Origin of the sequence: Streptococcus sp. CF8_Ac1-9 (genome assembly GCF_024295565.1) — a bacterium.
GTDB lineage: Bacteria > Bacillota > Bacilli > Lactobacillales > Streptococcaceae > Streptococcus > Streptococcus parasanguinis_X.
Genome location: NZ_JANCOY010000003.1, coordinates 139649 through 163681, shown reverse-complemented (window position 1 = coordinate 163681; position 24033 = coordinate 139649). Strand labels below are relative to the sequence as shown.

At 43.5% G+C, this 24033-nt stretch carries 16 protein-coding genes; 1 reads left to right on the top strand and 15 read right to left on the bottom strand.

The genetic code is table 11. From position 1 onward, the window contains the following. Positions 1-95: 95 nt before the first annotated feature. The 13 genes from NML76_RS06675 to NML76_RS06615 all read right to left on the bottom strand — a co-directional run bounded on the left by NML76_RS06675 (position 96) and on the right by NML76_RS06615 (position 19798). Positions 96-4490 carry a PolC-type DNA polymerase III gene (locus NML76_RS06675; protein ID WP_254733049.1) on the bottom strand — a complete coding sequence of 1465 codons (4395 nt, stop codon included), beginning with the start codon at positions 4488-4490 and terminating at the stop codon, positions 96-98. A 195-nt stretch (positions 4491-4685) separates the two neighbouring features. Continuing rightward, a complete protein-coding gene (locus tag NML76_RS06670) occupies positions 4686-5225 on the bottom strand; it encodes a DUF3592 domain-containing protein (protein WP_254733047.1) in 540 nt (179 codons plus the stop codon). Positions 5226-5234: 9 nt separating this feature from the next. Next, positions 5235-5789 carry a hypothetical protein gene (locus NML76_RS06665; protein ID WP_118397329.1) on the bottom strand — a complete coding sequence of 185 codons (555 nt, stop codon included), beginning with the start codon at positions 5787-5789 and terminating at the stop codon, positions 5235-5237. A gap of 266 nt (positions 5790-6055) precedes the next feature. Continuing rightward, positions 6056-6451 (bottom strand): hypothetical protein, encoded by a 396-nt coding sequence (locus tag NML76_RS06660; RefSeq protein ID WP_118397326.1) that lies wholly within the window; start codon positions 6449-6451, stop codon positions 6056-6058. After that, positions 6438-7400 (bottom strand): hypothetical protein, encoded by a 963-nt coding sequence (locus NML76_RS06655; RefSeq protein ID WP_118397323.1) that lies wholly within the window; start codon positions 7398-7400, stop codon positions 6438-6440. Before NML76_RS06655 ends, NML76_RS06660 begins: the two co-directional genes overlap by 14 nt. A 1-nt stretch (position 7401) precedes the next feature. Continuing rightward, positions 7402-9579, bottom strand: coding sequence for a hypothetical protein (locus NML76_RS06650; RefSeq protein WP_118397320.1), 2178 nt, complete (start codon positions 9577-9579; stop codon positions 7402-7404). Positions 9580-9582: 3 nt separating this feature from the next. Then, positions 9583-9951, bottom strand: a complete 369-nt coding sequence (locus tag NML76_RS06645; RefSeq protein ID WP_118397317.1) for a hypothetical protein — start codon at positions 9949-9951, stop codon at positions 9583-9585. Positions 9952-9965: 14 nt separating this feature from the next. Next, positions 9966-14366 carry a type VII secretion protein EssC gene (essC, locus tag NML76_RS06640; protein WP_254733044.1) on the bottom strand — a complete coding sequence of 1467 codons (4401 nt, stop codon included), beginning with the start codon at positions 14364-14366 and terminating at the stop codon, positions 9966-9968. Positions 14367-14369: 3 nt separating this feature from the next. After that, the gene (essB, locus tag NML76_RS06635; protein ID WP_254733041.1) at positions 14370-15659 is read right to left on the bottom strand and encodes a type VII secretion protein EssB; all 1290 of its coding nucleotides are present in this window, start codon (positions 15657-15659) and stop codon (positions 14370-14372) included. Position 15660: 1 nt separating this feature from the next. Further along, the gene (locus tag NML76_RS06630) at positions 15661-15903 is read right to left on the bottom strand and encodes an EsaB/YukD family protein (RefSeq protein WP_195623492.1); all 243 of its coding nucleotides are present in this window, start codon (positions 15901-15903) and stop codon (positions 15661-15663) included. Beyond that, positions 15904-16359 carry a type VII secretion protein EssA gene (gene essA, locus NML76_RS06625; RefSeq protein ID WP_003009984.1) on the bottom strand — a complete coding sequence of 152 codons (456 nt, stop codon included), beginning with the start codon at positions 16357-16359 and terminating at the stop codon, positions 15904-15906. Continuing rightward, entirely contained in the window at positions 16356-19379 is a 3024-nt protein-coding gene (gene esaA, locus NML76_RS06620) for a type VII secretion protein EsaA (protein ID WP_254733175.1), read from the bottom strand. Before esaA ends, essA begins: the two co-directional genes overlap by 4 nt. 131 nt (positions 19380-19510) lie before the next feature. Next, a complete protein-coding gene (locus tag NML76_RS06615) occupies positions 19511-19798 on the bottom strand; it encodes a WXG100 family type VII secretion target (protein ID WP_003009979.1) in 288 nt (95 codons plus the stop codon). Between the two features lie 476 nt (positions 19799-20274). Here NML76_RS06615 and NML76_RS06610 point away from each other — a divergent pair, with 476 nt between their 5' ends. Beyond that, positions 20275-20826 carry a hypothetical protein gene (locus NML76_RS06610; RefSeq protein ID WP_118095931.1) on the top strand — a complete coding sequence of 184 codons (552 nt, stop codon included), beginning with the start codon at positions 20275-20277 and terminating at the stop codon, positions 20824-20826. A gap of 54 nt (positions 20827-20880) precedes the next feature. Here the strand turns inward: NML76_RS06610 and NML76_RS06605 are convergent, their stop codons facing one another. Beyond that, positions 20881-22731 (bottom strand): proline--tRNA ligase, encoded by a 1851-nt coding sequence (locus NML76_RS06605; RefSeq protein WP_254733038.1) that lies wholly within the window; start codon positions 22729-22731, stop codon positions 20881-20883. A 15-nt stretch (positions 22732-22746) separates the two neighbouring features. Then, on the bottom strand, positions 22747-24006 hold the full coding sequence (gene rseP, locus NML76_RS06600; protein WP_254728325.1) for an RIP metalloprotease RseP: 1260 nt from the start codon (positions 24004-24006) through the stop codon (positions 22747-22749). Positions 24007-24033: the final 27 nt, after the last annotated feature.

The window sequence follows — 24033 nt, the reverse complement described above, 5'->3', positions numbered from 1 at the left end:
CACATTGTCTGCCACTTCTAGCTTGTAGACAAAGACTTTTTCAGCTGGTTTGTCTTCCGCAAAAATGTCAACCTTTATGTTCTATTCCTTTGTTTCTAGAACAAATCATCAAAGAGGCTCAACTGGTTATCCTCTGGCATATTGCCAAGAATGCCCATCTCATCCATCTTTTCAACTAGGGTAGACGAAACACCGCCGCGCTTCCGGAGCTCGGTCTTAGAGAGGAATTCTCCTTCTTCACGCGCCCGCACGATTTGCTTGGCAACGTTCTCTCCCAGACCATCCATAGCAACAAATGGCGGAATGAGGGTATCTCCATCGATCAAGAATTCTGTTGCCTGACTGCGATAGAGGTCTAGCTTGCCAAACTTGAAGCCCCGCTCCCACATTTCATTGACAATCTCAAGGGTGGTGTAGAGATCGATCTCTACATTAGAAGCTTCGTTGTTCTTGCGTTTTTCAGCGATTTCTTTCATCCGCGCTTTCACGGCCTCAAGGCCTGCACCCATGGTTTTGATGTCAAAAGCCTTGGCCCGAATCGAGAAGTAAGCACAGTAGTAATAAAGTGGATGATGTACCTTAAAGTAGGCTACACGAAGGGCCATCATAACATAGGCCGCCGCATGGGCTTTCGGGAACATGTACTTGATTTTTCCACAGGACTCGATGTACCATTCAGGGACATTGTTTTCCTTCATGGCTTGGATGTAGCCATTGCGCTCTTCTTCTGAGATCTTGAGCCACATCCCTTTCCTAACGCGCTCCATGATGGTAAAGGCCATCTTAGGCTTGAGACCCGCGTGCATGAGGTACACCATGATGTCGTCCCGACACCCGATAACGGTCGATAGATCGGCAATGCCCGCCTTGATCAAGTCTTGGGCATTTCCCAACCACACGTCGGTACCGTGAGAAAGACCAGAGAGCTGAAGTAACTCTGCGAAGGTCGTCGGATGAGTCTCTTCGACCATGCCCCGAACAAAGTTGGTCCCAAACTCTGGAATCCCCAACATCCCTGTCGGTGTTCCAATCTGCTCGGCTGTTACCCCTAGCACTTCTGTCCCAGAAAAGAGGGCCATGACCCCTGGATCATCCATAGGGATATCATTTGGATCAATACCTGACAAGTCCTGGAGCTTCCGAATCATGGTCGGATCATCATGTCCCAGGACATCGAGTTTGAGGACGTTTTCATCGATATCGTGGAAGTTAAAGTGAGTGGTCTGCCATTCAGCGGTCACATCATCTGCCGGATACTGGACCGGAGTAAAGTCATAGACATCCATATAGTTTGGAATAACAACGATTCCCCCCGGGTGCTGACCGGTCGTCCGTTTGACCCCAGCTGCACCAAGAGCTAAGCGTTCGACCTCGGCATCTCGGTAGTACTTGCCAAAATCCCGCTCATAGCCCTTGACAAAACCATAGGCGGTCTTAGCTGCGACCGTACCTACCGTTCCTGCCCGGAAGGCATATTCTTCCCCAAAGATATCCCGGACATCTAAGTGGGCACTCGGCTGGTCTTCCCCAGAGAAGTTCAAATCGATATCGGGTACCTTGTCCCCATCGAAACCAAGGAAGGTTTCAAAAGGAATATCTTGTCCATTTTTGCTGAGCTTATGGCCACAGTTTAGACAATCCTTGTCCGGCATATCAAAACCAGATCCATAAGAACCGTCGGTGATGAATTCACTGTACTGGCACTGGCTACAAACATAGTGAGGCGAAAGTGGATTGACCTCGGTGATCCCGATCATGGTCGCGACAAAGCTGGATCCGACGGATCCACGCGATCCAACCAGGTAGCCCCGCTCATTGGAACGGTGCACCAGCATCTGTGAAGCCAGATAAATCACGGCAAAGCCATTCCCCAAGATAGAGGTTAATTCCTTTTCAATCCGCAGATCGACAATATCAGGGAGCGGATTACCATAGATCTCAAAGGCCCGCTTATAGGTCAATTCCGCAACCGTTTCTTCGGCCTTGTCGATAAATGGCGTATAGAGGTCCCCCTTGACCACTTCGACCGGCTCAAAGGTCTCTGCGAGTGCATTGGTGTTTTCAATAACAATCTTGCGCGCCAAGTCTTCTCCCAAAAAGGCAAATTCGTCCAGCATTTCATTGGTAGTTCTGAAATGCGCTTTTGGCAGAGGCGCTGGCTGGGCATCTTCTCCGTGCCCAATGGTCCGGTTGATCATGGCCCCTTGACCGAGACTACGGACAATGATCTCCCGATAGATCTCATCTTCCGGCTCCAGATAGTGGACATTTCCTGTCGCAAGAACGGGCTTGCCGAGACGATCCCCCACTTCGATCAAGCTCTTGATAATGGTCTGGAGCTCGTCCATGTCCTTGACCTGCTCCTTGGCAATGAGGGGCGCATAGATAGCCGGTGGCATAACCTCGATAAAGTCGTAGTACTTAGCCACTTCGACTGCCGCATCCACACCTTGCGACATGACCGCATCAAAGACTTCCCCTTCTGAGCAGGCCGATCCGAGGATCAAGCCCTCGCGGTGGGCGTCCAGCACAGTCTTGGGAATCCGAGGGACTCCTTCGAAATACTTGGTCCCAGAAAGTGAGACCAGTTTAAACATGTTCTTAAGGCCGGTCTGATTCTTGACATAAAGAGTCGCATGCTTGACTCGAGCCTTCTTATAAGAATTTTCATCGATCAAATCGATATTCAGATCCTTGAGATTGGTCACCCCGTGCTTTTCAGCGACATCTTTGATGAAGATAAAGAGCAGGCGCCCCGTCGCTTCCGCATCGTAGTTGGCCATGTGGTGATGCTCCAAGCCTACCCCAAAGCGCTTGGTCAATGGCCCCAAACCATGCCGTTTAAAATCTGGATAGAGGTTGCGGGCGAATTCCAGGGTATCGATGACCGGTTGAGTGATCTTGGGAAGACCATGACGCTCATAGTTGGCATTCATGAAGCCCACGTCAAAGGTGGCATTGTGGGCAACGAGAACCGTTCCCTCACAGAAGGCCTGAAACTCCTTCAAGACCTGTACCAAGGGCTTAGCCCCCCGAACATGCTCGTTGGTGATCCCTGTCAATTGGGTCGTAAAGGCGGACAGAGGATGGCCCGGATCGATAAATTCGTCAAATTCCTCAATGACATTGCCCTTGTACATCTTAGAAGCAGCGACCTGAATCAAGTCATTGTAGATGGCTGACAGTCCCGTCGTTTCCACGTCAAAGACCACATAAGTCGCTTCATTGAGGTCCAGATCCACCTCGTTATAGGTAATGGGTACCTTGTCCTCTACGATATTGGCTTCCATCCCATAGATCAGCTGGATCCCAGCTTTCTTGGCTGCTTTAAAGCCATGTGGGAAGCTCTGCACATTGCCATGGTCGGTGATGGCCACCGCCTTATGGCCCCACTCAGCTGCCTTGGCGATCAGCTCTTCGACTTCCGGCAGGGCATCCATCGTCGACATATTGGTATGCGCGTGGAATTCCACCCGGCGCTCACCCTCTGGCATCAGGTCCTTGCGGGCATAATGGACGACTTCCTGGATGTCTTGGACATTCATGGTCAAGTCGCGCGTGAAATTGTTCATTTCGATATTTCCCCGCACCCGGAGCCAGCTGTTCTTCTTGATCATGTCAAACTTCTGGGCTTCTTCCTCATTTTTAACCCATTTCTGAAGGGAAAAACTCGAGGTATAGTCGGTCATCTTAAAGCTGATCAAAACCCGACCGGTCCGTGTCACCTTGTGCTCCACGTCAAAGACCACACCCTCAAAGACAATCCGGTTCTCTTCTGTCGTAATCTCGATCATCGGAGTGATCTCAGCCTTGTCTAGCTTAGGTTTAGTTGCCGCCTTCTTAGCCTTGAAATCGAAAGCTGGTTTTTCTTCAACCGCTGGTGGCGGAGCCATCTGGGCCAAGGATTCCATAGCCCGCAAGGTCTCTTCATTGGCCGCTTGGAAGATCTTTTCATTTTCCTCCTCAAAGCGCGCCACTTCTTGCTCTGTCAACTCCTCATCAGACTCCACTCGACAGGTGAAATGCGGAAAACCAAAGGCTTCCAACTGCTTGGCAAGGTTGGGCAAATGGTTCTTACGAAAATGCTCCGTATCGACCGAAGACGGCCCAGAGATGATCAATTCCTGCCCTTCTGCTCGCACCTGCAAGTCTTGGTAAAGTCCCTTAAAGCCTTGACTAGCGCAAGGCCCATCTTCAAAGACCTCCCGGTAGTAGGCCTGCAATAAATCTGCAGAAAAATCCTGATTGGCCACTTGGATGGTAAAGGTCGCCTGGTTTCCTGTCTTTGAAAATTCATCCTTCAAGCGCTGGCGCAATTCCTTAAACAAAGCAATCGGCAAAACTTCCGCAAAGGCAAAGCGGAACTCCCAAACCCGACTGACCTTGTGCACCACGACTTCTTGAATCTCCGCATGCAAAAAGGCACTGGAAGATCGCATTTCCAGCGGCATATCCAGCTGATCCATTAAAATTTCAAAGGTGTTGGACATTGTTTCTCCCTTGATATTGATTCTTTTGCTCGCTTTTGAGTGGCCCGCTTCTAAGCAAAAACAGACCAGTCAAAAACATTCGTAACCTTTATTTTATCACAATTTAAGGATTAATTCGAGAGAGAAGTGAAGACAAAAAAATCACCGATAGGACGGTGATTTCTTTTCGTCATTTATTCAGTTAGGGCTGATCTATCATTTATACTTCATCCCCATGATGATGGCCACAACTGCTAAAATAGGCAATAAAATTAACATCCAGATTCCAATCCACATTTGCCGTTTAAAAAGCCTGTCTAGTCCACCATAGCGTTCAACGTATGATTCTTTTGGACAGGCTGGATTATACCAGACCGTCATGCTCGATCCCAGTGGAAAAGCATCTTGAAACAGATTCCCTTTTGAGACTGTAGAATTGGTGTAGATGGTTATCCTTTGTGCCATCAAATCGATGTCGCTAGCCGCTTGATTCGTCTTCCAAGGAAGAGTCACTCGCACCACCCGATAATATTTCAGGCTATTTCGATAGGTCTGACCATCCACTCTATATTCTACAATTGGAGCCGCTACAATTTGTGCCCGCTTATAGCCAACTACCACTCCCTCAACGCTCTTTGACGAGAGGGTCTTAATCCTAACTTCTCTTCTATAAAAATATCCAAAAAAGAGTACTTCAAATAAAGGAAATCCAATAACAGCCGCAGCAATGACTAGAAGTATTCTGATATCGGGCATCCCCATCACCTACTTCATCATAATGTCTGTAATACTCAGACTCATCTTCGTTTCATCTGATATCTTCTCTACGATCGAGCTTTGTTCGCTCGTCAAAGGAAGCAATAAGAGAGTCGCTGATTGGGTCGGTAACTTAGGGTTGTTCGATAGACTATACTGGACCACTTGATCTTGATAAATCGAGTGGCCATCATAACTCCAGCTAATTTTAAAGGTCGCATCACGATCAATATTCGTTGTAGTTTTATTGACCAACATAAATACTGCATATTCTTGTTGCTCTACAGTATAGGTGTTCCCTGTATAATATACAGTGATATCCCCTTGATCGCCAACTTCCGGATGCTCCTTAACCAACTTCTTACCCAATTCAATCAAATCAGATGTTTTTCCTTCATATTGAGGTGCAACTACAAATTTCAAGCCCTTTTCCTCTTTAGCAGACGGGGAAGCCTTTGTAGTTTGCTCCGTTTTGCTTGCAGTTGCCTCCTTGGCCTCTTTTTTAGGCTGAGCACAGGCTGTTAAAACAAGTACACTCGCCAGCAATACCATCATCTTTTTCATGGATCATTTCCCTTCTTTTGTGATTGAGTTGGATTTAAAAAGACAAACATCAAATTGACGTTTGTCTTCGTTCTAAAAGAGAGAACCGTGGTTTTCCCTTGTACGTAATTTTTCGCTCTACACATTTTACTTACTATTCTTTAAAACAAAACGAGAAAAAAGTAAGTTTAAATCAAAAAAATAAATTTCTTTTTAAAAAATCAATCTCCTAAAAAAGACAAAAATTTTACCAATAATGTGATTATTTTAGTAATCCATAAGGTTGATTACGATGGAAAATCATTATATTGACCATTATAAACATCTACTAATTTTCTACGATTATATCTATCTGATAAATTTTTCCCCTCTGAAATATAGCTTTCTTGCTTCTCTTGCCACGTCTGCTTTGGTGGTACACTATAAAGCCCTCCATCAATTGAAGCTGCTAAACTAGCATCCGTTTTGGCAAAAGCATCGGCAACACTATTTAAATATGCATCCAAAGAATCTACAGTTTTGACCAGGTTACCCATCGATTTTTTTGTTAACTTAACGCATTCTTCAAAATTTCCTGTTACAGGAGCTTCAATTAACGATTTAACACCGTCTGACATTTCATCTGTGGATGAATTCATGCTCACTTTGATACTCTTAATTCTTTCTGGATTAATCCGCTTCATCCTTACTCCTTTCCGATTCTTGTTTTTGAATCCAAGCTTGGTATTCCTCATAGGTAGTGATAGGAATATCTGATACCTGACCCTTTTTATCTACACCATAAATAGTTAGCTTTTCTTCACCCTGAGGTGCCATCCAATAAAGGACCTTATTAAACCACTCCTCTGGTGTCACATATTGTTCTTGTGGTTCAAAAATCCAATCATCTTTTATTTTCTCTTCAATTTCTGGATAGTCCTTAAATAGATTGATATTTGTATTCAAATTTTTACCTTCTTTTTGAAAGTCACTAATAGTGGTAATATTATGATCTACAAAATATCCCTTCCCTTTAACATACTCTCCTAATGTTGTGTAATAAAAATTTGGTACGGTATCATATTTATCTGAGCGTTCTTTGAACTCCCCTTCAACTTTCCCAGTATTAATATTCAAGACGAAAGTTTTAAAAATACCTTTCTTATTTTTCACATCTATATTAATAGTGTTTTTAGGATTATTATGATAGGTAAAAATTGAAAAACGAATAGGATAGAAATCTGCTCGATATTCTTCAACTGCTTTGTTCAAATCCACTTGTATAACAGCTAAATTCTCTGTGCTGTAATCATATAGACGAAGTCTCCAATAATCTGACTTTGGCATACGTTTTTCATCAGTTACATCGATACCATCCTTTTTTGTCATCACTTTTCGTTCTGTCGTATAAGCAAATCGCCCACCACCAAAATTAAAATCAGAGTTATTATTTAACAGTACATATTTCCGTTGATTTCCAAAAAAGTAAACTGCATCTTCGACCTTTGAAAATTTTTCAATTGAGTATTCAGCACTTTCAGGTTTTTTATAATTTTTTTTAAAGGCTAATGTGCTTATCACAATTAACAGTAGCAGAAACAAACTAATGACTATAAATTTAAATATTCGTTTATTTTCTATTATTCTATTCATATCAACTTCCTCCTTGACCCACTCCAGTCACATAATCTAAATAAGACCAATTTCGATAGGAATCTCGTGTGAAATATGAACTTCCATTTTCGTAATTATTTCCACCATTAATAGAGCTTTCTGCATCCTTTAATCCACTGAACAACTTATTAAATGGGATTGTCTCTATTTGATAATCACGATCTCCTTCACCACTTAAAAGTTCCTTCAGTTCTGCATCATACGCCCCACTCGCCTTACTCTTATTAACTGCTTTACTAAAATTCTGTAACGCAATATACGGATCCTCCCCATTTTTCATAGCCGTCTCAGCTATATAAGTTCGTAAGCCATTTTTCTCTAAATCTCGTTGTTTCAAATAGGCCTCCACATCAAAGCTTGGGCTGACGTATCTACTGTTACTCTTTGCCCCCTCCTCTTTGAATGATGTCCCACCATATTGCCAAAACTCAGCCTCACTGTCGTTCTTCAAATTTTTGATCTCTTTATCATATTTTTCTTTTTTATCAAAATAATCGTAAATATTTTTAGAGATATTTAAAGCGCCCTCCGCTTTACTAGTGTATTTATCTACAGGCGTATCATTCCAAATTTTTGAGGAAGAAACTGTTTCTCCACTGTCTATGAGCTTTTTGATATCTTTGTCTTCACTCATACCTGTCTCAACAATTCCTATTAAAACTCCAGCAGGTGCATATAACTTAGCTAAATCTTTCATTGTATTAGCCACTGTTTTTGGAAAAAGCATTGTTTTTTCAAGAGTTAAATCTTTAATTTTATCTATATTCCCTTGAATATTCAAATCTGTTTTTTCATCTATAATATCTGCTTTAACCTTTTTAATACCAGGAAGTGTTTGAGTTACAGAGAATGAGAATCCTTTACCATCTTTTCCTTTTGTTAATTTAAAACTATCCTTGTGAAAGAAAGCCTTTTGTAAGGAGGGATAAATTTTAGTTTCATAGCCACCATTGATTTTAGGTTCTTGAAGAGTTTGTGGTTTACCTTCCCCCATTTCATTAATAGCGGTATACATAAAAAGGCTATTTAGTTTTTCATACCATTCCACCTTGTTATTTAAAGACAATAATGCCTTACGGACCTCTTTGCTATTCTTCTTTTTAAAATATTCATCATAAGCTTCTCGTGGAGAACCTTGCGGAGGAAATTTTGGCATTATATCGTCAGCTTGAACCTTGTAAGCTCCTCCTGTAGCTTCTGATGCTGCAGACAATCTTAATGAATAATCCTTTACACTTTCTTGGTCTCGTTGAGTCAGAACCTCCATAAAAATCGATAAATTTGGTACACTTCCATCTTCTTTTGGATGATTAACCTCATACATTAAACGCTCTACAATAATCTGTGACACTTCTAAACTAGAATCCTTCGTCTTCACATTTGCTAATTTCGTGAAAAACTCTTTTTTATCATCACCTTCACTTAAAATCACGGTCATAATTTCAGCATCTGCTTTAGTTTGAACCGCATCAAGGTAGTAAGCTTTATCAGATGTAAGAGTTTTGTTGACAATGGAAGCCAACACAACATCCGGTGCAACAGCAAGTTTTGCTTCTGCTTCTTCAATATCTTTGCTCATCCCCATTAAATCTGACATAACTTCAAATAATGTTGCATTAAAAGTATCATGCGACGTTTGAATCTGATTGTGAGTCTTTTGTCGTGAATCTTTAGAACTTGCCAAACCTCCTTCAGCTGCTTGTTTTGTTGCCTCTAAACTTTCATTCTCAATCCCCAGAGCAGAAGTTGCTCTATCAAACAATTCTTGTAGATGCTTAATAGTATCCTTTATTGCGTATAACTGACTATCTGAACCCTCATCTGTCAATTTTTTTACTAAATCTTGCATACCCGATCCACTGGTCCAAGCTTCTTTATCGAATCCTGCTCCGCTTACACTACTTTCAAAGTGAGAAACACTACTTGCAAAATTTTCCATATACTTCGGATATCTATGAAATACTAGATTCTGCAAAATATTTAAACGCTCAAAAAAAGCTACTAACGCTAAAGCCTCATCATTTCCATTTCCTGTTTTAGAATTGAATTGCCTCTCTGTTTCACTGGCAGCCGCCTCAACTTCTTTCGAAAATTGTTGGATTGATTTTGCATAACGTCCTATTGCAGGTAAATCATGAACTTTAATAACATCATTCATATTTTATTTCTCCTTTGTCGTCAACAGTTGATTAAGTAACAAATTCATTTTATTTTCTAATCCAAACTTTTGACTCTCTAACTCATGAATCTTATTAGACACCTTCTCAGAAACATTATCTATCTTTGTATCAAAATCTCGTTTAATGTTCTTTAATAAATCTTGTTCAAAACTTGTGTCTTTTGAATACTTCGCACCTGCTATATTATAATTACTTTTAATATTTTCATCGTTAATTAACACATAGTTGACGGTTGTTGGAAACGATTCTAAAGATCCTTTTATTTCAGTTAATTTAGCAATTTTTGCATTTAGTGTTGAGATAGCTTGACTTGTTTCATTCATAGATGCAATTATGGCTGCTTTCCCCATATTTCATCTCCCTTCTATTTCATTAATACTTTCACTTTTCTTACAAATCCATCTTCTACATAGTAGTTCACCTGGCTATCAAGTGGTTCTTCACGAACTGGTCGATTGATAACATTTAGGACACTTTGGTCTGTAATCCGCATGGCCACGATCGCTTGTTTATAGAGTTTGATAGATTTTGACACTTCGTCAATTTTTCGATTCAACTGACTACCACTCATGGCTACTGTAGCATAGCCTGCACGCGCCCCTTTTTCAAGGACATAGTTCAGACTAGATTGAAGATCCATACTTAGATCATTCATAAGTTCTAGCTGATTGTATAGCACAATCGTTGCTTCATGTTGCGATTTCTGCTGTTCCAATCTCAATTGGATATTTTCTTCCATTTTCTTGATTCCAGCTACATAGGCTTCCTTCGTAGAGAGAATCGTCACACCTTCCATCTCTGGTAATTCATTATAGGCTGGCGCCAACACAATCACCTTCTGCTTGCTACGAGCAATTTGTTTGACGAATTGAGTCATCTGCTCTTCTTTGTCTGTCAGATAGAGAAGGTTGCCTTTCTTGAGATCCCATGTCACAGGCTCAACTGTTTCCAGATCCAATCCGAGTGGGACTTTGCCTTCATCCAACAAGGCTGCTACATCCTCACGGCCATAGAAGGCTACTTCTGTCAACTCATCTGGCACCATTGGGATACCTGCTGGTGTTTGGCCTGTCCACATCTCTTTGAGGTTTTGGACTTGGTCGCGGAGGTTGTTGATGATTTGGATATCATTGTCTCCTGCGACTGGTAGGGCGAACTGGATGACATCGACTTCGTCACGCTTCATGAGCGCGCGTCCCTTGATGTCTTCCATCGTAGACGCTAGTGGGGTTGCTCCCACGATACCGCGGACTTCAGAGATATCATTCTGTGGCAAGGTCAGCTGGTGCTTGAAGTTTGAATAGAGCTGAGCCCGTAGGTTGTTCTGACGGCTAGCTGTGATGATCAAGTGCACACCAATGCTGAGACCTTCACGGGAGATCCGCATGAAGAGCTTGAAGAGGTCTGTCTCATAAGGCTCGTCCTTCATAGACTCATAGCTATCCATAAGGATGACCATGGTTGGCTCTTGCTTGCCGGTCACTTCACGGTAAAGGGCGATGGTGCCGACACCATGCTCAGAGAGGAGCTTCTTGCGGCGATCCAACTCGCGGTTGATGATCCGGATGAATTTCTGGATTTTCTCTGTCTGATCCAGCAAGAGGCTATCGGCCACATGTGGCAATTGAGTCAAGGGCGCTAAACCATTGGTTCCGAAATCCAGCAGGTACATGGTCAGATTTTCTGGGCTCTGCTTGCGAGCCAGATCCATAGCTGCTGTCTGGAGGAAAGTGGTCTTTCCTGTACCTGGACTTCCGTAAAGGAGGATATTCCCATCTTTTGACAGATCAATAGCAACAGCTTCTTGCTTTTGCGCTTGCGGGATATCGGCAACCCCGATCAGGACGCTTGGAGCTGTCCGTTTTTGCCAAGCCTCGATCGGCACGACCTTTTCCAACTCATCCAGCGTGATCCGCTCTTTGAGGGGAGGCAACCATGGTTGGGCCACAGCTGCGATGCCTTCTTGTTGGTGCAGGTGGTTGATTTCTTGCACGATGACATCAAGTTCTGTCGGCACTTCCTTGATTTCTTCTGCCATATCCAGACCAGAGAGGTCTTGGTTGAGGACTTCGTACTGGCCTAGTTCATTGATCAAGTAGATGGTATGGTCTTCGATCCCTAGCTGATCCTTCTCAGGCTGGTAGTCTGCTCCTGACCAAGCGGTTTGGAAGAGTTCATATACTTCGTTATTCCCGACTTGGAGGTAGGCACGACCGGTCTGGGTGATTTCAGCCGCATCTGCCGTCCGCAGCATCTCCATGGAGTCTCCACGGTCTGCCACCTTGAGGGCTAGCTTGAAGCGAGAGTTAGACCAGATTTGGTCATCCACGACTCCAGAAGGTTTTTGTGTCGCAAGGATCAAGTGCACCCCGAGGGAACGCCCGACACGCGCGATAGAGACCAACTCCTTGATAAAGTCTGGTTGGTTAACCTTGAGCTCAGCGAACTCATCACTGATCAAGAAGAGGTGAGGAAGCGGTTCTGTCGCTTCACCGAGTTTAAATTTCTTTTGGTATTGGTTGATATGGTTAACCTCATATTGGCCAAAGAGGCGCTCCCGACGATGGATCTCCGCATTGATAGAGGCCAAGGCCCGCATAGACTGGGCACCATCCAAGTTGGTGATAGTCCCAAGCAAGTGAGGCAGATCCTTGAAGAGGTTGGCCATTCCCCCACCCTTGTAGTCGATGAGGAGGAAAGCCACATCGTGTGGGTGGAAGTTGACGGCAAGGCTCAGGATATAAGACTGAATGGTCTCAGACTTACCAGAACCGGTCGTCCCTGCGATCAAACCGTGTGGTCCATGAGCTTTTTCATGGAGATTGAGGTAGACCAAATCGTCCTTCCCACGCAGACCGATCGGCACGGCCAAACTTTGGTAAGGGGCATGGCTCTCCCAACGACTCAAGACCTTGAGATCATTGAAAGTTTCCGCCTGGTACATTTCAAGGAAGGTCACCGAGTCTGGAATCGAGCTCTTGAGCTGTTGGATATGCTTCAGTGGGGCAAGGCTACGCGAGATGGCTTCCTTGTCATAGCCTTCAGGGAAGTGATCCAATTGGAAGTCAAGCTCACGAAGAACCCCTTCTTGCAAGAGCAATTGCCCTTGGTTACGGTCCTTGATGGAAATAACGGTTTGGATATTTTCAGAAAGAGATGAGAGCACGTCTGCCACGTAGATGATGGAGCATCCAAGCTCTGTCGGATCCTCACGGAAGAACTCCATGATGACATGGTCCAAAATCAAGGTTTCATCGGTGATGAGCACCACATAGTGAGGATGGAAGATCTTGGTATCATTGGCTTTTTCTTCCTCTTTTTGCGCCTTGCGGAGCTTGAGGATTTGGTTGAGACTGTTCAAGACCTGATCGCGTGTCCGCTGATTGTAGACAAAGCTACGGACATTCATGTCTTGCAGGGTCGCATGAGGCAACCAGCGCATCCAATCCCAGCTTTCTTTTTCCTCCTCTGGAATGATCGGAATAATGGTCAGATCATGGTAAGAGTGAAAGACAGCTAATTGAGCAACGAGGAGTTGCAACTGCTCTAGCACGATAGGACGAGGGCCGACATACCCTACAGGTCCCCGATTAAGGCTAGCTACAATAGGAAGATTGTCGATCTTTTGATGAGCTTGGAACAGAGCATAGCCTTCTTCTTCCAAGGCATCTTTCTTCCCACTGCGCTCTTCCTGACCATATTTGAGCTCATAGCTGGTTGGAACCTTGCCCAAGCCCAAACGATAGGCCAAAAAGTCAAAATGAAGCGGTGTTTTTTCGTAGATCCGCGAGTCATAGCGTTTGACCATCTTGGTCAAGTCTTCGATCGCTGGGAAATGGTAAAACATGCCTTCTCGTTGCTTCCGAGATAGCTGTTCCAAGTCCTTAGCCTTGTCCTTGAGATAGAGATGGTAGAGCTCCACGCGCTCTTTCTTATCTTCTTTGTATTTCTTACGATTCTTGAAGAATCCTTGGACCGAAAAGATCACACTAACCACAGACATGGATACCGTCGCAATGATATAGAGACCCCGCGGTTGGAAAATGGTGATCAAGAGGGTCACCCCAACCATGATGAGGGGGGGCATGATCAACTTCAAGAGTTCATCGGAAGGTTTTTGGGGCTCCGCACCCGGAGGATTGATCAAGATCTTGTCTTCTGAGCTCCGGTAGATGATCCGCGGAGACCGGTGGTACTCTGGATAGTCCTTGTAAAAGTCATAGCGCGAATGCAAGCGAGGCACCAGATAAGGACTCACTTCGACCGATCCTTCCACGCCAAACTCTTCTGGATAGAGCTTAAAGGTCACATCTCCAATAGCTAGCTCATCCCCAAAGGCCAGTGGAAAAGTCGCTTCACTGACGAGTTTGTGGTTATGGTAGAGTTTTCCGGATAAGAGCTGACAAGTCCAAGTCTGCTCTTTTTTCACAAGGAGAAAGCGCACGGGATAGTGCAAGCGCACATCCGCACCCTTTTCATCTGCCACGAGGATTTCTTCCTTATCAAGCAGTTCATAGGTATGAACTTCTCCTGCTGCCAAGTAGCAGACCACATCTCCAAGGATCTTGCTATTTTCAAGCACGCCCTTGTCTTCACCATACTGGTAGAAGATTTCCCCTTGACTCCATTGGAAATGAAGGGGATTTTCTTGCGAAGCCAGGGTCAACTGAGCTGTTTCTTGATTCGATACGGTCGCTGTTTTTCCCTCTTCTAGCGCTAGCTCATAGCGAAAACCTTTTTTATAGAGTATGATACGTTTTTTCATAGACTACTCCTTGTGTTCGCTAGACTCAGTCGAGCTTGCAGTTGTAGAAGACGAACTTTCTGTTGAGGAACCTTCTGTAGACGAAGCTGTTGTTGAGCTGCTAGTGGAAGATTTGGTTTCATCTGTCTCTGCTTCCAGGAGTTTAGAGCGGGCATCCCAGTATTTCTTGTATTCGCCTTCTAACTCAGAGAGTTTCTTCTCGCGCTGTTCACCAGAGAGTTTTTCGCTATCACGTGTTGCCTTGATTTCTTTACGAAGGGCATAGATGATCAAGTCTGAATCGTCGATCCGCTTAGCTGTATCCAGCGCTTGGGTAAAGTCATGGCGGCCGATATAGATCCAGTAGTGGAGATAGAGACTGTCTGACTTGAGCGTAACGTTATTGAGGATGACCTTCTTTTGGTCCTCTGAGAAATTCAAGCCTTGCAAGTAAGAAGTCGCCAACTCATATTTCTGCGTCATCGGAAGACTGCTTGGAGCCACTCCTTCCAACTCATCGATCACACCGGTGTAGTCCACCTTGAGAAAGGCTGTATCCGCTTGAAGCAACTTTTCTTTAAAGGGGGCTTGGAAAAAGACCAAATAGATCAAAGGCAAGAGTAAGAGGGCCACCACAGCTGAAAGCCACACTGTTGCCAACTTAAAGATTCGGTGTTGACGGCTTGAAACCAAGGTCAAGGTCTTTTCTTCCTCTCCCTTGCGTTCTTGATAGGCTTTCTCTAAGAGAGCTTTCATCTCTTCTAAGCTAGCGGCATCACGGATTTCTACCAAGAAATCAGGCAGATCTTCTAATTCAAGGGTGCCTTGATAGAGTTCCATGAAATCCCAGTCCCCAAAAAGAGTGACGGCATAACACTTAGCCTGGCGCAAGAATTCAACCTGATCCCACTTGCGTGGCACCATCATACCCGGAACCCCACGGTAAGCAATCTTGACTTGTGCATCCTTGGTCACAAACAAATTGATAGGATGCAACATAAAGGTCACCGGAAGCTCCAAGGCAGGCGCCAAATCTAAGACATTCATAGCCAAACGCAGACGGTCTGATACTGGTAATTCTTTGATTTCTTCAGCACTCAAGCCCAGAGCATCTGTCTGATAGGTCAGATGAATCTGGTCTTGATCGGCTGTCATGCTTTGCTCTAAAAACAAGGGATGATGGAGATCCAAAATCCATAAATTGCGTAAATCCTGGCTATCCACTTCTGAACGCTTGAGGTCCAGCCGCCAGCTCGTTTCTTCTTTCTCAAAACGGAAGACTTGTTCTTCCAGTGTAAATTGTTCTTCTTTCACCTTACCACTCCTCAATCTTGATCAGATCACCACTTGTGATCGGATACTCCTGTACCACCTTGCCTTCATCCAGCAAGATGCCTTTATTTACCACGCGCAACTGATACTTGCTTCTAGGCTCCATGGCAGACCCAAAGATCTGATCCAATTCCCGAATCAAGCGTCGCACCTCCATTCGCGTTGGAATCCGGAGGTCATGGCTTGCACCATTCAAACGGAAGGTGACATTGATATGTTGGTCCATTTAGGCCTCTTTTCTATAGATTCGATAGGAAATATAGCCAGCAATCCCAAAGAGAAGGGCACTCCAAGCCAGCATTTGCAAGGCTGGAATAAAATCCGATAAACTAGCCGAATTGTCCTCCACATTGGACTCAAATTTAGATAATTTTTGATTTTCAGGCTGGAACAAGTCCGCTTCAGGCCCTGTTTTTTTCTTTCCCTTTATAGCAGAAAACAACTGGCCGTCTGAATCGGTCAATTGTTTCTCTTGCTTGCGTTTTTCATCTGCTAATTTTTTCTGATCCTTCTCATTGAAAAGAGACTCAGTCGCATCCAATTGGCCCCCAAGTGTCTTTTCCTGCTCGGTCTCAAGACGTGAGTTGTTGACCTGCAGACGATTATCAATAAAATCATCTGCAGAAACAGCAACTACTGGAATGAGACTAAAGACAAAGAGAAGATACATCATTTTTTTCATAAGCTTGATTCAATTTCCTTTGTTTGAGTAAACTTCTTTGGAATGAAGATATTGGCAACCGCCAAAAGTCCGAAGAAGACCAACAATCCGAAGAAGACGCCGATACCGGCTGTTTGTCCATCAAAGTAACCCGCAAACTGTCCTTCTAAAATAGAAAGGAGATTGACATTTTTCACCAGTGCTGGAAGGCCTGACAAGGTCGCGGTCGTTCCGATCGCGCTTGATAGGTAAACATAGCTGATCAACATGAAGAAGGCCAGTCCCATTCCAATCACACGGAAGTGTTTCAAGAGGAGGTATTGCAGTTGTACTAAGACAAAGCTTGCTAGAACCGCTAAGAATACCCATGAAGGCACATATTCACGGCCAACAGAGAGTTGAATACTTGAAATCATTCCGATCACCAGTCCAAGGATGAGAGAAAGTCCCACAAGGACACCGACAGTCAAGAGATCTGACTCTTGCAAGCGATCCAATTTGAAACGATCCTTAACCTTGCGGATGATTGGCTGAGTCGCAAAGAGATAAGCTGTAAAGAGGCTCAAGACTTCCAACATAAAGATCCAGATAAATGGACGGTAGACGTTGATGGTCGCTTTCACAGAAGACGATTTCTCTGCAACTGGATTTGACAAGAAGTCGAGCAAGACTTCATTCGGCACTCCATTTTCATAGGCATTGTTGAAGACTTTACGGAAGGCTTCGACGAAGTTCCCGTTTTCGGACAATTCCTTATCGAACTCACCCATCAAGCTTTCCGCATTGCTAGACAATTTCTCTGTATTGCCTTGAGCTTTTTCCAATTCTTTGTTCAATTGGCTAAAGATTTCATTGGTAGAGTTAGCAGCTTCTACATTGCTACGAGATGAGCTCTTAACGCCTTCTGTCGAGCTCAACAATGATGTGTACTCAGAACCAAGAGCTGACAAATCTGCATCGGTCTTGGTTTGAGCCTGTGTCACTGTTTCTTGCGCTTTTGAGATCTCTTCTAGGCGTTTTTGAAGCTCTGCATATTGCGTCAATTGATCGTTGATATTTTGGGTTAGATCCTTGTTGGTGTTTTCGATCGCTTGAAGATTGGCCTGCAATTGTGGTCCCAAGTCTTGCAACTGTTGGAGTGTACCATCTAACTGGGCTTTCACACTCTTCGTTGCATCCCCAGATTCATCCGTTTCAATACTCTTACGGTAGTCCTTCATGTTACTTGAAACAGCAGCCTTCACGATGTCGACCAAAGCGTTTGTCAAATCCATATCTTCGATTGGATCATAGAGCGAATGACGATCTCCCTTTTCATCTTCTGGATAGTAGGCATCGATCAATGCTCCTGCGCGTTGATAATCCAAGGCGATTTCACTAGCTTTCGATGCATAGTTAGCGACAGCTGTTTTCAAGTCTTCTGCAGATACAGTCACACTGGTTGAAGAAACTCCATTCACAAGGACTTCAACATCAATCGCGCTTGGCATAGCTCCTCCATCTTCAACAAGGTGAATTTGAATTTGTTTGCCATCTTTCAGTTCGACTTCCTGCTCACCACTGCCTGCATAAGTCTGTCCATCATAGGTCCAGGTATCAACCTTAACTCCTGCAGGTACTTGAATGCTAACTTTTTGTTTTCCAGATTTAGCATTGAGAACATTCGCAACTGCCGTTAATTTAGCATCCACTTCAGCAGCCAATCGTTTCAAGTCATCTGCGTTCCCTTTTGCTTGCCCCTTCGTTCCAGCAAAAGCACTATCAAAATCAATCGCTGCCTTGAGATTTCCATACTTATTCAGTTCAAGACTAGCTGGATCTAAAGACGGAAGTTTTTCAATCGCTTGACGAATGTCATCATCCGCTTTATTACGTGCTTCACTTAATGTCTTGATACTAGTCTTTCCAAGCAAGGTACTAAGAGTGACTTTTTCTCCTTCATTTAGACCATAGTAGTCAAGGATCTTCGCTTTTACAGAAGACTCGATGTTCTTTTCGTGCTCATCTAATTTGTCGCGTTCTGCCTTGATCCCTTTTTCGAGGTCTGCCACACGATCATTCACATCTTTTGTCAAGCCTGCATAAGTCTTGGTACCTGAAGCATCTCCTTCTGTTTCAGTTGGTTGACTCAATTGTTTGGTAATTGCTTCTTGGTTTTGTTGTAGATTCTTATACAACTCTTGGGTCTTTTCACTGACAACAGACTGGTTCATAGACATCAGCTGGTTCATGAACTCTTCATGGCTGATCTTGTCCTCAGAGCGTTGTTTGATCAATGTGTCGAAGTTTTGACCGTACTGATCCTGAGATTGGGTCAATTGATCAAAAGCCTGTGTATAAGACTCAAGGACTGTCTTCAAAGCATTGTTCGACTCGACAGAAGACGTAGACAAGCTATAGAGACTTGGAAAGATATTCTTCGAATCTAAAGCTGAATCTAGCAAGTTGCTTCGGTATGAACCAATGTTGGTAGATTGAATTTTGTTACTTGTTTCCACGTTCTTCTGAGCTGTATAAAGGTTGCTCAAAATGCTGACCATATACATATCAACCAACTGGCTATTCAAGTCTGAAACGATATCTTTAGCGACTTTATTGGCCTCGTTTTCAACCTGAGAATTTCCAGCCGCATTGACCTTATACGTCACCGTGGTCTTCTCTGCATTAACCGCATTCACTTCCAAGACCTTCTCTGAGAAGTCACTTGGAATGACAATCATCAACTGGTACTTGCCATCTGCAAGCCCTGACTCAGCGGCTCCACGAGGGAGTACAGACCAGTTTTGCGAATTATCCCGTTCGATATTCTTTACATAGCTAGCCCCAAGGTTGTATTCTTTATCATTCAGTTTGACCGCTTTGTCTTCATTGACAACTGCAATATTAAGCTTGGTGTTTTCTGTCGTTTGTACGGTCTTGGCTTCGTTTTGCTTTTGGTCCTTTTGAACCGTCGTATAAAGACCCACTACAGATCCCATCAAAAGGAGCACAACTGCACTCTGACCGATGTATTTTAACCATTTTTTCTTTTTCACTTCTATACCTTTTCCTTTTTCTAATTCATAGATACAAAATAGGGGTTAGGAATTAAGAATCTAACCCCTATTTTCTATATATCAAAAGACAAAAGGGTGATCTACCTACAAGAAGTAAGATCACCTCCAAGACTATCTTAGTGGATTTGTGCAGCGATATCTTGGTCAGTTTGTTCAACGATATCAGCAACTTTGATCAATTGAGCGTTGATGTCTTCCAACAATTGAGCGAATTGTTTGATTTTTGGAGACAATTCGTTGAATTGTGCTTCAAAGCTATCAAATGCAGATCCATCCCAGTTTGCGTCGATGACTTGTTGTTCATGAGTCAAAGTGTTAAGGATTTGATCGATTTCTTGAGAACCTTGTGAATAGCGTTGTGCTGATTGACGTAGTTCTTCCGGAGTTAATTTAATTTGAGCCATATGTTTCTCCTTTTGGGCTGATACCCTAATATTTTTTTCATAAACAATACATTTAGTACGAATTAGTAAAAATCCAAAAAACTGTATATTTACCTTTTCACTCCCTATTTGTATTATTTACTTAAAGATATCTTAATGAAATATTGCGAGAAAGTCAAGTTTTGAGCCCCAACTGATAAAATATTGTAACTTTGTTACATTTTTGAAATAATTTGTTATACAAACGTAACATATATCTGAAATTCCTTGCCCCAGTAGTCTCCAACTAGTATTATTTCTGATAAGAAAAGAAGACACTCTGTCCTGTTATATTAACTCGACACATAGATAAAAAATGTTGATTTTAGGTGATTTTAGATACAATCTTTGATGATTTTTGTATATTTTTTCATTTTTAAAACTTTTATGGTATAATGAAACCTGTTCAAAACTTGTTTCATACAAGATCGAACACCATTAACCTATAAGGAGTATATATGAAAAAATTTCTACTTGTCTCTGTCTGTCTACTAGCTCTTACCGCTTGTAGCCAAGGCCAACAAGGCAAAGGGACTACTAACGCTTCTTCCAAGCAAGAGGCCACTCAAACCAAAAAGGAGCAAGTCCAAAACAAGACCTTTGTTAGTGACCTCGGCGATCACCACCAAAACAAAATTCAAATCGGCTACAAAAAAGATGAAATTGTCTCTTTTACTTTTCTTAGTTTTGAACCCATTTCCTCAGATTTGCAAGACATGGATCTTTCCGAGTTAAAGGAAATCTACCAAGAAGAATTAGAACATAGCGATATCTATAAAAGCTTAAATGGCAAGCCTGGTCTTAGCTTCCGCATTCAAATTTCGAAAGATAAACAATCCTATGCCAAGGTCTTACAAGCTGACTTCTCAAAAATCAAGAAAGATGAGTTTGCTTCCATCTACGGGGATCAAGGGGAGGAAGAAACAGCTGAGTTCAAGAAATACCTCAATGGCAAACCTCAAGATCTCTTTACCTATTTCAAAGATCAAGGCCTCAAAGAAGAAAAATAAATAGAGCTTCCTGAGTTTCATCACCACACTGGTGAGAGCTCAGAAAGCTTTTTCTTATTTGTTCAAGATTGAAAGGGTTTCAAGGAGATTGTCCGCATGAACTTCGATGGTATCTCCTGTTGCTTTGATTTTCACTTCTACGATACCTTCTGCTGCTTTTTTACCAACTGTTACACGGATTGGAAGCCCAATCAAATCACTATCACTGAATTTGACACCAGCGCGTTCATTTCGGTCATCCACCAAGACTTCGTAGCCTTTATTCACCAAGGCTTCTTCGATCCGATCGGTCAAAGCAAGGCTCGCTTCATCCTTGACATTGACTGGAATCAAATGCACATCAAATGGCGCCAATTCTTTAGGGAAGTTAATTCCCCAAGCGTAACGGTATTCCCCTTTTGGAGTCTTATTGACAAAGAGGCGAGCATGTTGCTCCATAACGGCTGAAAGAAGACGGCTGACACCGATTCCGTAGCAGCCCATGATGATTGGAACTGCACGACCGTTTTCGTCTAAGACATCTGCTCCCATGCTAGCGGAGTAGCGTGTACCGAGTTTGAAAATGTGACCGATTTCGATCCCACGTGCAAAGTTCAAGATCCCTTTCCCATCTGGTGAGATTTCGCCTTCACGAACTTCACGGATATCGACGTATTCTGCAGTAAAGTCACGTCCTGGGTTGACACCAGTCAAGTGGTAGCCTGTTTCATTGGCACCGACTACTGCATTGCGGCTGTCTTGGACCTTGCGGTCTGCGATAATCTTAACATTTTCAGGAAGATCTACTGGACCGAGAGAGCCAAAATCAGCTCCTAATAATTCTTTCACTTCCACTTCGGTTGCAGGTTCAAAGAAGTCTGCGCCGAGGTGGTTTTTCAACTTCACTTCATTGAGCTGATCATTACCTACGAGAAGGGCTACAACAGGCTCACCATCTGCGATGTAAACCAAAGTCTTGATAGTAGCTTCTTCTGGAACATTCAAGAATGCAGCTACTTCATCAATCGATTTGACACCTGGTGTTTCCACGCGTTTCACTTCTTCTTCTGCTACGACACGGTTACTTGGCTTGTATTCGTTAGTAGCCATTTCCAAGTTCGCAGCATAGGTTGATTCACTTGAATAGGCAATGGTATCTTCACCAGAGACCATCCATTTGAGCAATTCTGCTTTGATTTCTTCTTGGACTTCTGCTGGGATCTCATCAAATGATGCGACAGACTTGTCTAAAACAACCCAACGGTCCAAGTCTGTACGAGCAGGTGTAACAGCCATAAACTCTTGGCTATCTTTTCCGCCCATGGCACCACCATCACCGATGATGGCTTTGTAGTCGATGCCACTGCGTGTGAAGATCCGCTCATAAGCTGCCTTGTATTCATCATAAGTGACATCCAAGCTATCGTAGTTAGCATGGAAGCTATAGCCGTCTTTCATGATGAACTCACGGGTCCGAAGAAGACCGTTCCGTGGACGTTTTTCATCGCGGTATTTTGGTTGAATTTGGTAGAGATTCAACGGCAATTGTTTGTAAGATTTTACTGAGTCGCGCACAATAGCGGTAAAGGTTTCTTCGTGAGTTGGACCTAAGATAAAGTCAGAGCCTTCACGGTTTTTCAACTTATAGAGGTCTTCCCCGTAAGTTTCGTAACGACCAGATTCACGCCAGAGATCCGCACTCAAAAGGGCTGGAGCAAGCATTTCTACTGCTCCAATTTTTTCGAATTCTTGGCGCATGATGCCTTTTGCTTTTTCAATCACTCGATTTGCTAGTGGCAGATAAGAATAGACACCAGCTGATACTTGGCGAACATAACCTGCACGCAACATCAAAGCATGGCTAATGACTTGGGCATCGCTTGGCATTTCGCGAAGCGTTGGAATCAACATTTTACTTTGTTTCATGGACAATATCCTTTTCTATTTCAAAAATAATTTCATAATATCATTCCAGGTGACAGCAATCATCAAAATAACCATTACAGCTACACCTGCAAGCGTCATATAGGTTTCTACTTCTTGTTTCAGTGGCTTTCTCCGGACAACCTCGATCAAATTGATCAAGATTTTCCCTCCATCCAAAGCCGGAATCGGGATTAGATTGAAGATCCCAATATTAATAGAGAGCATGGCCATAAGAGACAAGACTGCTGGAATCCCTAATTGAGCAGCTTGTGAGCTGGCATTGTAGATGGCAACCGGACCACCCAGTTTATTGAGACTAAAGTGGAAAATGATATCTTTCAAAGCTCCCAAAATCCGTGTCGCTGTATTCCAGGTATCTGTAAAACCAGACAAGAGTTTATCTACAAATCCTGTCTTGAGGCCATTTGTCACACCCAAATAGTAACGATTCCCTGACTTGGTTGGCTTCACTTTGACTTCTTTTTCTTGGCCGTCTGTTTTGACTTTCAGGGTCAATTCAGGAGCCGTCTTGCTGTCCTTGGTTGCTTTTTCGACAGCATCTGTCAGCTCATCCCAGTTGCTAACGGTATCGTTGTTGACTTGAAGGATCTGAACATTGCTTTTGACACCGACCTTAGCCAGCGCCCCATCGGGTGCCACCTGAACATTGTTGCTGTAGTAGTCAATCGCACCACCGCGCATAAAGGCTAAAAGTGAGTAGACGACAATACTGAGGATAAAGTTGTTCATAGGACCCGCAAAGTTGGTGATCAACCGTCCCCAAATGCTGGCATTCTGATACTGAACATCTCTCGGTGCAATCCGCACCTCTGTCCCATCTTCCTCAACGATGGTCGCATCATGATCGACATCATAAGTCTTGGTCTCATCGAGAACCAAGCCAGTAATTTCTAGTTTTTCTTCAAAGTCAAACTGGGTAACATTCATGGGAAGGGCTGTCTGATCCAGATTCTTTCCCGAAAGATTGATCCGGACGACCTTGCCAGCCTCATTTAGCGTCAAGCTGACAGGCGTTCCGGTTTTAATCTCAGTTGTATCTTCACCCCAGCCAGCCATCCGAACATAGCCACCTAAAGGTAGAATGCGAATCGTATAGGCTGTTCCATCTTGACCAATATGGGCAAAGATCTTTGGACCCATCCCGATCGAGAATTCTCGCACCAGGATGCCCGATTTTTTTGCAAAATAGAAATGACCAAACTCGTGAACGAGAACGATCACTCCAAAAATAACAATAAAGGCAATAAACTGCATCGTTCTATACGTGGTTTCCTTTCTATC